General features: G+C 60.1%; 12 protein-coding genes. 8 read left to right on the top strand and 4 right to left on the bottom strand.

The genetic code is table 11. The features are described from left to right. Nucleotides 1–2: 2 nt before the first annotated feature. On the bottom strand, nucleotides 3–1,532 hold the full coding sequence (locus BKP54_RS01005) for an ABC transporter substrate-binding protein (protein WP_084814029.1): 1,530 nt from the start codon (nucleotides 1,530–1,532) through the stop codon (nucleotides 3–5). 385 nt (nucleotides 1,533–1,917) lie between these two features. Here BKP54_RS01005 and BKP54_RS01000 point away from each other — a divergent pair, with 385 nt between their 5' ends. The 6 genes from BKP54_RS01000 to BKP54_RS00975 all read left to right on the top strand — a co-directional run bounded on the left by BKP54_RS01000 (nucleotide 1,918) and on the right by BKP54_RS00975 (nucleotide 8,163). After that, complete coding sequence (locus BKP54_RS01000) at nucleotides 1,918–2,544, top strand: cupin domain-containing protein (protein ID WP_158071663.1); 627 nt, start codon at nucleotides 1,918–1,920, stop codon at nucleotides 2,542–2,544. Nucleotides 2,545–2,930: 386 nt separating this feature from the next. Then, nucleotides 2,931–4,517, top strand: a complete 1,587-nt coding sequence (locus tag BKP54_RS00995; protein WP_057216937.1) for an ABC transporter substrate-binding protein — start codon at nucleotides 2,931–2,933, stop codon at nucleotides 4,515–4,517. Between the two features lie 87 nt (nucleotides 4,518–4,604). Then, nucleotides 4,605–5,654, top strand: a complete 1,050-nt coding sequence (locus BKP54_RS00990; RefSeq protein ID WP_245317752.1) for an ABC transporter permease — start codon at nucleotides 4,605–4,607, stop codon at nucleotides 5,652–5,654. A 9-nt stretch (nucleotides 5,655–5,663) separates the two neighbouring features. After that, nucleotides 5,664–6,566, top strand: coding sequence for an ABC transporter permease (locus tag BKP54_RS00985; protein WP_025430294.1), 903 nt, complete (start codon nucleotides 5,664–5,666; stop codon nucleotides 6,564–6,566). After that, nucleotides 6,563–7,414, top strand: coding sequence for an ABC transporter ATP-binding protein (locus tag BKP54_RS00980; protein WP_057216941.1), 852 nt, complete (start codon nucleotides 6,563–6,565; stop codon nucleotides 7,412–7,414). The genes BKP54_RS00985 and BKP54_RS00980 overlap by 4 nt, the downstream gene beginning before the upstream one ends. Continuing rightward, entirely contained in the window at nucleotides 7,411–8,163 is a 753-nt protein-coding gene (locus tag BKP54_RS00975) for an ABC transporter ATP-binding protein (RefSeq protein WP_084814027.1), read from the top strand. The genes BKP54_RS00980 and BKP54_RS00975 overlap by 4 nt, the downstream gene beginning before the upstream one ends. Nucleotides 8,164–8,192: 29 nt before the next feature. Here the strand turns inward: BKP54_RS00975 and BKP54_RS00970 are convergent, their stop codons facing one another. Then, nucleotides 8,193–8,699, bottom strand: coding sequence for a hypothetical protein (locus BKP54_RS00970; protein ID WP_128090341.1), 507 nt, complete (start codon nucleotides 8,697–8,699; stop codon nucleotides 8,193–8,195). 24 nt (nucleotides 8,700–8,723) lie between these two features. Between BKP54_RS00970 and BKP54_RS00965 the strand changes: the two genes are divergently transcribed. Beyond that, a complete protein-coding gene (locus BKP54_RS00965; RefSeq protein WP_025430290.1) occupies nucleotides 8,724–9,020 on the top strand; it encodes a hypothetical protein in 297 nt (98 codons plus the stop codon). Here BKP54_RS00965 and BKP54_RS37235 read toward each other — a convergent pair. After that, nucleotides 9,000–9,317 (bottom strand): hypothetical protein, encoded by a 318-nt coding sequence (locus tag BKP54_RS37235; RefSeq protein ID WP_347376836.1) that lies wholly within the window; start codon nucleotides 9,315–9,317, stop codon nucleotides 9,000–9,002. The two genes, BKP54_RS00965 and BKP54_RS37235, sit on opposite strands and share 21 nt — an antisense overlap. Before the next feature lie 7 nt (nucleotides 9,318–9,324). Further along, a complete protein-coding gene (locus tag BKP54_RS00960; RefSeq protein ID WP_057217224.1) occupies nucleotides 9,325–10,347 on the bottom strand; it encodes a LacI family DNA-binding transcriptional regulator in 1,023 nt (340 codons plus the stop codon). Nucleotides 10,348–10,622: 275 nt separating this feature from the next. Here BKP54_RS00960 and BKP54_RS00955 point away from each other — a divergent pair, with 275 nt between their 5' ends. Further along, the gene (locus tag BKP54_RS00955) at nucleotides 10,623–11,960 is read left to right on the top strand and encodes an extracellular solute-binding protein (RefSeq protein WP_057220071.1); all 1,338 of its coding nucleotides are present in this window, start codon (nucleotides 10,623–10,625) and stop codon (nucleotides 11,958–11,960) included. Nucleotides 11,961–12,056 lie beyond the last annotated feature (96 nt).

Here is a 12,056-nt window from a genome sequence, read left to right as displayed (position 1 = left end):
ATCTACTTGGCGACCGTCGTATCTTCGAGGGTCCACTGGAGGGAGGGAGTAAGCTTGATGCCTTCGAGGGTCTTCGAGTAGGCGACCGCGTTCGGCGCATAGAACAGAGGAATCTGAGACACCTCTTCGGTCGTGATCCTCTGGATCTCCTTATAGATCTCCGCTCGCTTCTGGAGATCGGTCTCCATGGTGCCCTGCGCAACCAGTTCGTCGACCTTCGGGTTGGCGTAGAAGGTGTTGTAGGAGTTGGAGCCGCAAGTGCCGCAAACTGCCCAGCGAACAGCCAGATCGGGATCGGGCGTCTCGTTATACCACCAGTTTGCCGCCGCATCGTAGTCGCCCTTGGCGGTTGCATCCCACCAAGCGCCGGAGTCAACGTTTACAATGACTGGCTTCAGTCCGATGGCCTGCCACTGTGCCTGCAGCAGCAACGCCATCTGCTGTTCGGTCGCGCCCGATGTGGCGAGGATCTTCACCTCGTGTCCGGACATTCCAGACTCAATCAGTAACTGCTTTGCCTTCGCAGAATCAAAGGGGATGCCAGGGTTGTCCTTGTCGTGGAAATCGATACTGCCTGGCAGGGTCGTGTTGGCGGGTTCTGCGTAACCCCGCGTGATCGCTTTTGCCATTGCTTTGTTGTCAATCGCATAGGCTGCGGCCTGTCTTGCCTTCATGTTTGAAAACGGCTCGCGCTTGTGGTTCATCAACGTCATATAGATTGTGGTCGAAGGTTCGAGCCGCATATCGATGCTGTCCGTTGCCTTCAGGTCATCAATCTGCGCCCACGGTACTGCGCGCACCACTTCAGCCTCGCCGGCCTTCAACATCGCCGCTCGCGTCTCAGGAGAGGCAACTTCTTTCAGTTCGACGATCGCGTCCGATTTTGGATAGCCGCTGCGCCAATAGTGCTCATTGGGTTGCAGCACGAGCTTATCATTCGGCTTCCATTCCTTGACGGCGTACGGGCCCGATGTCACTGGCGCGCTGCTGAAAGCCTTCTCCGCGCCCTGAGCCTCGACGTCAGCCTTAGAAACAATCCCCATGTTCCAAATTTCGAGATTGCCCAGGAATGGTGCGAACGCAGACTTCAGTCTAATCACCACCGTCTTGGGGTCAGATGCCGTGATGGTCACCACTGCACCGAGCGGGGCGGGATAGGCTGACTGCTTGTCATCGTGGATGCGCGACAGACTGAACACGACGTCATCGGCCGTGATGGTTGTGCCATTCGAGAACTTTGCGTCCCGCAAGCGAAATGTATAAGTGCGGCCATCCTCCGAAATATCCCAGCTTTCAGCCAGTCCTGCTTCAAGTTCGCCGTTTGCGGTGTTGCGCTGCACAAGGCGCGCATAGAGCTGGCCGTATGTCTCGATGTTGCCCGCCGCGGCAGAGCGCAACGGGTCGAGCGTCGTGGTCTTGTACGGGGATACGATCCTGATGAGTTCGGAAGCCGACGCCGGATGAACGGCTAAGACCGAAGCGCCTAGATATAAAGTTGCCGCAACGAGCGGTAGTCTTGTTGCTGTTCCCATTTCCGCGCCTCCCAGCGTCGATTGTTTTTGGTGGTAGTCGGGCTTGTTCGGGTGAGAGTATGTTAGTAATCCAACATTTGTCAATATGAACGATAAAAAAATATCAAATCTTGCGATGAACAGGCGTTCAGTAGACTGAACGAGAACGCGTGTTGGGACCGTTCCACCGCCCAAAGCCGCTGAGCAAAGGCTGTTACGGCGCGCGCGCGGGTCACGGGGAGTGATCGGCTGTTAGCCCAGGCGCCTGTCTTGTTGACGGCATGAAACCTGCGCGAAATCCCGCGTGAATGATTGTCGAATGCGGCCACATGTCGTTTTGGCTTGCGCAGGAGACTTTAGTGAAGCTAAAGTTTTTCCTCAAATCAGGACAGAGCGGAAAGACGATATGAGCTTCGACGAACGGGTGACGCGGCAGAAGGGCGTCGGGCAGTTCCCCATTTCTCCACAATTTCCGCCCGCCGTTTCACTTGGCCGCGCGCTTCGGCAAAGGCGCAAGGAGATCGGCAAGACGATGCGACAGGTCGCGTTTGAGGTGGGGCTCAGCGAGGGCTTCATCAGCCAGATCGAGCGCGGTCTTTCGACGCCGTCGCTGATCTCGCTCTACAACCTTGCCTCTGCCCTCGGCGCCAGCGTGGAGGCCTTTCTGCAGCAGGTGCCACATCCCACCTATTCCATGGTCTCGCATGCCAGCGAACGGCACGGTTACAGCATCGAGGCGGAGGAGCGGGTATATCAACTGTTGCAGCGCGGCTTTCCCGATGCTCGGCTCAACAGCTGCATCACCCACATGCCACCCGGCTATGTCTCCGAGTTGACGCGTCACGAAGGTGAGGATTTCCTGTATCTGATCGAGGGCGAGATGCTCTACGAGATCGGTGACAGGCAATACCGACTGACGGCGGGGGACACGCTGCACTTTCCCGCCTCGCTGCCGCATCGCGCCTGCAATGTCGGTCCCGGCGAGGCGAGGGAACTATGGGTCGGAACGACGCGGATCATACCGGAGCGGTGACTGGCCGTTACTGCATGTTTCCTCAAATCCTATTCGATTTAAGGATAAAAACACGCAGCAGTTCAAAGTGCTACAGCGACCTTTGCGCGTCTAATAAGACGCGCGGCGCTGTAGGTGTCGGATTAGAGCTTGTTTCAGACGAAATTCTCACGAAGGCGATTGACAAGCGACCATCATAAACTTTAGCCTGACTAAAGTGTCGGAACGGGAGGTGGAGGTCGCCCGATCTGGTGAACGCTGCCTTGCCGGTTCCATGCCTCGTGACAGGGCCGGCCCGCAAGGTGGGACGATCAAGGCCCGTGCAGCTGCGCGGGAATGCAATTCCAGAACAATAACACGGGAGCAGACGGCACCAGGTGAAATCCTGGCCGGCTGAAGGAGGAAACATGCGCGTACAAAGACTGGTAAGCGGAGCGATGGTGGCGCTGGCGCTGGCGACGACTCATGCGCTGGCCGAAACGCCGAAGAACACGCTCGTCGTAGCCGACACCATCGACGACATCATCACGCTCGATCCTGGTGAAGTATCGGAACTCGGCGGCGTTCTCGCCGCGAACCAGATTTATCAGCCGCTGGTGAGCGTCGCGCCCGACGATTCCAGCAAGATCATCGGCGTGCTCGCCGAAACGTGGACGGCCTCGCCAGACGGCAAGACCTATACGTTCAAGATGCGCCCGGGGCTGAAGTTCGCCTCCGGCAATCCGGTGACGGCGAAGGATGCGGAATATTCGCTGCGCCGCGTGGTCCAGATGAAGTCGCGCTCAGCCTTCATCCTTACCCAGTTCGGTTTCACGCCGGAAAACGCCAACGAACGCATCAAGGCGACCGACGACATGACGCTGGTCATCGAGATCGGCGACACCTATGCACCCTCGTTCCTCTACTACTGCCTGTCTTCCTATGTGGGCGGCATCGTCGATTCCAAGCTTGTGCAGGAGCACGAGGTCAGCGGCGACTTCGGCAATGCATGGCTGAAGGCCGAAAATTCTGCAGGCTCTGGCCCCTATGTGCTGACGCGCTGGGAACCGAAGCAATCGATCCTACTGACCCGCAACCCGAACTATGCCGGCGAAACCGGTGGGCTGGAGCGCATCTTCCTCCAGCACATTCCGGAAAGCGCGGCCCAGCGCCTGCTGCTCGAAAAGGGCGACATCGACATCGCCAACAAGCTCGGCCCCGATGATTTCGGCGCGCTGGAGGACAATGCGGATGTCGGCTTCGTCGACGGCCGTTCGGGCACGATCTACTACATGGGCCTGAATGTGCGGAACGAGTATCTGGCCAAGCCCAAGGTCGTCGAGGCACTGAAGTATCTCGTGGACTATCAGGGTATCGTCGACACGATCTCACGCGGCACGATGGAGGTACACCAGACGCTGGTGCCGAAGGGCTTCCTCGGTGCGATCGACTACAACCCCTACAAGCCGGACATCGAGAAGGCCAAGAAGCTGCTCGGCGAGGCCGGCGTTTCCGGCGAGTTCACGCTGGATTCCGTCGTCTGGAACACGCCGCCCTACACGGACTTCGCACAGGCCATCCAGGCGACCATGGCGCAGGCCGGCGTCAAGCTCAATCTGGAGGTGGTCGATGGCCAGCAATGGCTGGAGCGCTACCGCTCGGCAAGCCTCGACATCTGGTTCGGCCTGTGGGGACCTGACTATCCCGACCCGCATTCCAACGCCAAGGCTTTCGCCGTCAACAAGAAGGACGCGCCGGATGGCTCCACCGGTCTCGCCGACCGTTTCGGCTGGGATGCCGGAAAACTGTCGCAAGATGCGATGGCGGCTGTTCGCGAGCAGGATACGGAGAAGCGGCAGGCCATGTATCAGGTCATGCAGAAGGCCCATACCGACACTTCGCCCTTCCTCTACATGTTCCAGCAAGTCCGCAAGGTCGGGGTGCGCAGCTCGGTTAAGGGCCTCGTCCTGGGGCAGACCTTTTCCGACGACCGCTACTGGAACGTGAGCAAGTAAACGTCCGAACAGGACTCGGCCGCGAATGGGATTCGGTCCCGGTTCGCGGCCGAGCGTCGATCGCAAACAATCAAACCGGAGTGGGTCGTGCCGGCAGTTCTCTTCAACCGGGTTCTCGGCTTCACCGGCCGGATACTCTTCCTGTTCGTGACCGTGGGCATCACCCTGCTCGGCCTCGTGGCGCTCACCTTCTGCATCGGCCGCATGGTGCCGATCGATCCGGTCCTCTCGGTGGTCGGCCAGAAGGCGAGCGAGGAAGTCTACCAGCGCGTCTTCCTCGAAATGGGGCTGGACAAGCCCCTCTGGCAGCAATTCCTTGTCTATGCCGGCAAGCTCGCGCAAGTCGATTTCGGTACGTCGTTCGTCACCAATCGGCCCGTGCTGTCCGACCTTGCCGGCTTCTTCCCGGCAACGCTGGAGCTGGCGACGCTCGGTCTGCTGATCGGCACGCTGGTCGGCGTACCCGTGGGGGTCGCCGCCGCCTACTGGCATGACCGATGGCCGGACTATCTCATACGCTTCGTCGGCCTTATCGGCTATTCCGTGCCGATCTTCTGGCTCGGGCTGGTCGGCCTCTTCGTCTTTTATTCCAGGCTCGACTGGGTGTCGGGACCAGGGCAGATCGACATCTTCTTCCAGGGGATCGTCAAGCCGGTTACGGGCTCGTTGCTGATCGACTCGCTGATTGCCGGCGAATGGGAGGTCTTCGCCAATGCGTGGAGCCATATCGTGCTGCCGGCCGTGCTGCTCGGCTACTACAGCCTCGCCTATATCTCGCGCATGACGCGTTCGATGATGCTCGACCAGTTATCGCGGGAATATGTGCTGACGGCCCGTCTCAAGGGGGCGACGGAGTATCGGACCGTCATGCTCCATGCGCTGCGCAATGCCGCGATCCCGCTCGTGACGGTCATCGCGCTCTCCTATGGCGGCCTGCTCGAGGGTTCGGTGCTCGTCGAGACGGTCTTCGCCTGGCCGGGCATCGGCAACTACATCGCCTCGTCGCTCTTCCGGGCTGATGTCAACGCCGTTCTCGGCGGCACGGTGCTTGTCGGCACCGTCTTCATCCTGCTCAACATGATCTCGGACGTGCTGTACCAGATGCTCGATCCGCGCTCCAACCTTCGTCGCCGGTAGGAGGCCACCATGACCGCAACGAACCTCGCCCTTGCCGACAGCCGGCGCCAACTGCGGCGGGCCCGCGTCGGCGAATTCTGGCAGTTCGCCCGTCGCTTTGCGGGCAATCCGCTCGGCATGCTCGGCCTCGCCATCCTCGGTGTGCTGGTGCTGAGCGCCGTCTTCGCTCCGCTCCTCGCCTCGCACGATCCCTACCTGCCCGATCTCGTGCGGCGTCTCTCGCCGCCAAGCGGCGAGAACTGGCTCGGCACGGACGAGCTGGGGCGCGACATCTTCTCCCGCGTCCTTTTTGGTGCGCGCCTGACCCTTCTGATCGTCGGGCTGGTCGTCGCCACATCGGTCCCCATCGGCCTCATCATCGGCGCGGTGGCGGGAACGTCCGGCGGCTGGGTCGATGCGGTCTTCATGCGCATAACCGATGTGTTCCTGGCGGTTCCCAAGCTACTGTTGGCGCTCGCCTTCGTCGCCGCGCTCGGCCCCGGCATCGTCAATGCGGCGCTCGCGATCACGCTCACCGCCTGGCCGCCCTATGCGCGGCTGGCGCGGGCGGAAGCGCTCGTCGTGCGCGACAGTGATTATGTCAATGCCGTGCGGCTTGCAGGAGGGTCCGAATTCCGCATCGTCTTCTGCCACGTCATTCCCATGTGCCTTTCGTCGGTCATCGTACGCATGACGCTGGACATGGCCGGCATCATCCTGACGGCGGCGGGGCTCGGCTTCATCGGTCTTGGCGCGCAGCCGCCGCTACCGGAATGGGGCGCGATGATCTCGACCGGTCGCAAGTTCATCTTCGACCAGTGGTGGGTGGCGACAATGCCCGGCTTTGCGATCTTCGTCGTCAGCCTCGGGTTCAATCTTCTGGGGGACGCCATGCGCGACCTGCTTGATCCACACCTCAGGAGGCGCGCATGAGCGAGACACTTGTGAACGTAGAAAACCTGCGCGTCGGTTTTGTCGGCGAGGGTGGGGGGATCATCGAAGCGGTCAAGGGCGTGTCATTCAGTGTCGGCCGGGAGAAGCTCGGCATCGTCGGCGAAAGTGGTTCCGGCAAGAGCCTTTCCAGCCGGGCGTTGATGGGCGTGCTGCCCGGCCATGCGCGGGTGTCGGCCGAAGCCATGTCCTTTGCCGGCATCGATCTCCTGGCGGCCACGCCGCGGCTGCGCCGTCACTTGCGCGGCAGTCGCATGGGAATGATCCTGCAGGACCCGAAATTCTCGCTCAATCCGGTCATGCGCGTCGGCAAGCAGATCGCGGAAGCCATCCGGCTCGGCGATCGTTCGCTGCCCCGCGCGGCGATACGCAGGAAGGTGCTGGAGGTGCTGGAAGCCGTGCACATCCGTGCGCCGGAGCGGGTGTTCGATCTCTACCCGCACGAGCTTTCCGGCGGCATGGGCCAACGCGTGATGATCGCGATGATGGTGGTGCGCGAACCGGAGCTGCTGATCGCCGACGAGCCCACGTCCGCCCTCGATGTGACGGTGCAGGCCCAGGTGCTGGAGATCATGGAGGAGCTTGTCCAACGCCGCGGGATGGGGTTGATCTTCATCAGTCACGACCTCAACCTCGTCTCGCGCTTCTGCGACCGGGTGCTGGTCATGTATGCCGGTCAGGTCGTCGAAACACTGGATGCGCGACGGATGCACGAAGCGAAGCATCCTTATACGCGGGGGCTTATCGCCTGCCTGCCGGCCATCGACGGGCCGCTGACGCCGCTGCCAACCCTGGAGCGGGACGCAAGCTGGAACGAGGTGCGTGCATGATCCGGATCGACAATCTCAGCGTCCATTTCGGCAGCGCGGTGGCCGTCCAAGACCTCAGCCTGTCGGTGGCAGCCGGCGAGAGCTTCGGCCTCGTCGGCGAAAGCGGATCGGGCAAGTCGACCGTGCTGCGCACCCTCATGGGCCTTACGCCCCGCTGGACCGGCGATATCCGCATAGGGGGCATCGACCCGCGCAAGGGGCGACGGCGAGATCTGGTGCATGTGGCGCAGATGGTGTTCCAGGATCCCTACGCCTCACTCCATCCCCGCTACACAATCGGCCGGGCGATCGCCGAGCCGATGTGGATCAACCGCATGTCGGACGTCGACGCCCGCACAGTCGAGCTCCTGGAAATGATCGGCCTGACGGCTGCGCACCGTTTCCGCTTCCCGCACGAGCTTTCCGGCGGACAGCGGCAGCGCGTGGCGATCGCCCGCGCTCTGTCGCTCTCCCCCCGCTTGCTCCTGCTCGACGAACCGACCTCGGCGCTCGACGTTTCGGTCCAGGCCGAAATCCTCAACCTCCTGAACCGGCTCCGCCGGGAGCTGAACCTGACTTTCGTGATCGTCAGCCACGACCTTGCGGTCATCTCCTACATGTGCGACCGGCTGATGGTGATGCAGAACGCCCGCCCGGTCGAAACGCTGACCCGCGAGCAATTGCGCTCCGGCGATATGCAGCACGACTATACCCGAACCCTGTTCCGGGCGAGCCACCACAAGGCGCAAGGTGCGCTAGCCAACGAATGAGGTGGCGATCTCCTTGGGCCACGGCTCCTTCAAATCAATCCCAATTCCACAAGTACGGTCGTTGGGAAATTGGCTCTCAATTTCACGAGGTCACCGGCGGCTACGACCATCTCTCCCTCGCTCCAGATATCGTATTCCATCTCTATGCGAATGCCGTCTCGTTCCAGCACCGCCCATGAATGGTCAAGGCCGCCACCCATATCGAGAGACCATCCTTGGTCTCTCAGTGCAAAAATTGCCGCGTACCAGGCGTCTTTGGAAATCGCAAAACAGTGAATTCGATCCGCACCTTCGTCACCCGTGGCCATCATTGACGTCAACTCCGAATGCCCGGTCGACCCTGAAGCGTTATGCGCGGGCAGACTCTCGCCGCGCAAGTGGGCCTTTGAAGAGATAGAGGATTCTGTCTTGATCCTGACACGGGTGTCAATCTGCTGCGGTGCAAAGCTGGACAATATGACCAGCAGAAGCGCCGCGAAAATCGCGGTCCACACCGACAGTGCCGATCCAAATCTTTTTCGCGTAGACTCTTTCAAAGTCTGGTCGTCGAAAGGGTCGCAATGCGCATTCTTCTGATTTTTGGCGCCCTCATCGTTGGGACGATTGCCGGCATTTACCTGTTCGGAATGATCTGGCGAACCACTGCTCCGGAAGGCGCAATGGCGATGGTCGTTGGAGGAGGCACGCCGGTTCTCCTCGGAACTTTGGCGTTTCTCGGCACGAAGAAGGCTGACGGCCAGCGACCAAGCCTTCTTAGCGCGCAGACATGGTTCGCTGTCCTGGGCATAGCGGCGGCCGCAGCCGGGCTGTTCCTGCTCTTGATTATAGCTGTTTTCCTAGCGGTTCAGCGCGGCTAGGGACCAAGCCCGGCCCACGGGTTTCAAGCAGAAACTCACCAGGAAGCGTCGTCCAGCCCAGTTCTTGGCGTCGATTGGCGACCTTTGTCGCCGGGCGACTGCTCCCTGCGTCCGGTCCGGGCAAAGATCAGCTGGGCATTTCGACAGGAGCGAAAGCAAGGCCGGCTTAACATTGAGATTTTCGCGGCCGACCTCTATTTCTTGAAGCAATCCTTGTTCGGCGATCGTCTTCAGATAGGCGGATGCTACCTGTCGCGTTGCGATGTTCGACGCCACAAGAGAGTGGCACCCTCGCATCCCTCGATCACAAATTCTCCTTGAGTAAGACCTCAATACGGATCTTTTCCTGCGACGCGATCGGCTCGCGCTCATCGGTGCGAGCGCGCATGATGCGGATGGCGCTGCGCACCGCGTGCCCGGGGTCCTGTGCAATAATGGTATCGATCTGGTCGTTGCGGAGAGCTTCTTCGCTGAAGGGCGTGCGTTCGTGGACAACGATGACGATCTTTTGCGCGTCCATACGCTGCCTGATCGCCGTAACAGGCACGCGGCTTTCCGGGCTCATGACATAAGCGGCCCTGATATCCGGATTATGTTCCATGACTTGCCGTATAATCGCCGCCGCCCGCCGTTCATCCCCATAGGTCTCGAGCGACGGCAGGTTCGTCAGGTGAGGGAACTGCTGATTGATGATGCTGTCAAAGCCGCGGCGGCGCTCGATACTGTCGCGCGCCACCATGGTTTCCGCGACGATCATGATCTTGCCGACTTCCCGGCCGAGGAACCGGCCAATGATCTTGCCCGCTGTTGCACCGGCTGCGAAGTTGTCAACGCCAACAAAGTCTGCAGTTTCCAACTTTTCCTGTCCGGACAAAAACTGGACCAGATGAATGCCGCGCAGCATCAGCCGGCTGAGCGCGTCGCGCACCTGTGGTGACTCAGGCGCCATGACGGCGACGCCATCCACCTCTTCGTGTTCGATCGAGGCCAGATGCCGTGAAAGCTGATGCGGATCGTCCGTTGGAATTTGATCGACGGTTATTTCCGTCAACTCGGATTTGAGCGTTTGACTTGCCTCCCGAACACGTTGCAGCAGCTCCAGAAGATATTGATCGCCTTTGCTTGGGAGAACGAAGCGAAAGCGGTAGAGCTTGTTGCGAGCCAGGACAACAGCCGCCGGATTGCGAAAAAAACCAATTCGTTCAATGGCTTCGTTCACTTTTCGTACGGCTCCAGCACTGACATTCGGCCGGTCGTTCAAAACGCGATCGACTGTCGCCAAACTCAATCCGGCTGCTTCCGCCAGGTCTTTCGCCGTCGGTCGCATCATCTTTTTTCACCATCCTCCTGTTGCCGCCCACCGCCTCTTTTCCAACAGCACAAGCGAAAAAGCAAGAAATTGAGGTGCGCACCTCAAAAAAACCTTGCACTGAGGTGCGCACCTCAGTTATATGATTGACAACAGCAGCGGCCAGAGGAGTGCGCCGACGCTGGAGGGGAGGGTCGCTCCAAGGAGGGCGAATCTTCGAGTCTGTCGCAACTCGTTGAGAGCGCGAGGCACGTACCGATGGAGGTCGGAGTGTCACGCTGGAGGAGATTTCCATGACAGTTTCATATTTGAAGTCGGCGTTTGGCGCCGGTGTTGCAACCGCATTTTTGACGCTGGGCGCAACCGCGCCGGCGCAGGCCGAGGATTTGACGCTGTGCTGGGCTTCCTGGGATCCGGCCAATGCGCTTGTTGCGCTCAGCAAGGACTTCGAGGCCAAGTCCGGCCACAAGATGAGTTTCGAATTCGTGCCGTGGCCGAACTTCGCCGACCGTATGCTCAATGAGCTGAATTCCGGCGGCAAGCTCTGCGACCTGATGATCGGCGATAGCCAGTGGATCGGCGGCGCGGCGGAAAACGGCCAATACGTCAAGCTCAATGACTTCTTTGGCAAGGAAGGCATCAAGATGAGCGATTTCATCCCGGCGACCGTTACAGGTTATGCCGAGTGGCCGAAGGGTTCGCCGAACTACTGGGCGCTGCCTGCCTTCGGTGACGTCGTTGGCTGGAGCTATCGCAAGGATTGGTTCTCTCGCCCTGAACTGCAGGCGGAATTCAAGCAGAAATACGGCCGCGATCTTGCCGTGCCGAAGACGTTCGCCGAACTCAAGGATATCGCCGCGTTTTTCCAGAATCGCGAGATCGACGGCAACAAGGTTTACGGCGCCGCGATCTACACCGAACGCGGATCCGAGGGCATCACAATGGGCGCGATGGACGTGCTCTACAGCTTCGGCTTCGAATATCAGAATCCGGACAAGCCCTATGAGCTCGAAGGGTATGTCAATTCAGACAAGTCCGTGAAAGGTCTGGAATTCTACAAGGAGCTTTACAATTGCTGCGCTCCTCCCGGATCGTCCGACGCCTACATGTCCGAGAACATCGATGCTTACAAGTCCGGCCAGGTTGCCCTGCAAATGAACTTCGCCTTCACCTGGCCCGGCATCCATGCCGATCCCAAAGTCGGTGGCGACAAGTCTGGTTATTTCGCGAATCCGGCCGGCCCCGACGGCGTGCAGTTCGCGCAGTTGGGCGGCCAGGGTATCTCCGTGGTCGCAGCATCCGACAAGCAGGATGCTGCCCTTGAATATATCAAATGGTTCGCTCAGCCCGATATCCAGGCCAAATGGTGGCAGCTGGGGGGCTATTCCGCATTGCGCGCGGTCGTTGAAGACCCCGGCTTTGCCACGAGCCAGCCTTACGCGCAGACCTTTCTGGATTCCATGGCAATCGTGAAGGACTTCTGGGCGGAACCATCCTATGCTTCGCTTCTACAGGCCTCGCAAAAACGCTTCCACAACTACGTCGTCGCCGGTCAGGGCACGGCCAAGGAAGCGCTTGACGGCCTGGCTGCCGATTGGACCGAGATCTTCGACGACGAAGGCAAATACTAGACGCTGACCGCGTACCTCCTCGCGGCTTCAGATGTCTGTGCAGGACCGGCGCTCTTTAGCCGGTCCTGCGAACCAATCTGCTTATGAATTAGGGGA

This window comes from Ensifer sp. 1H6 (genome assembly GCF_001976035.1).
Lineage (GTDB): Bacteria > Pseudomonadota > Alphaproteobacteria > Rhizobiales > Rhizobiaceae > Ensifer > Ensifer canadensis.
The sequence above is the reverse complement of the archived record's forward strand: the minus strand, read 5'-3'. Positions and strand labels throughout refer to the sequence as shown.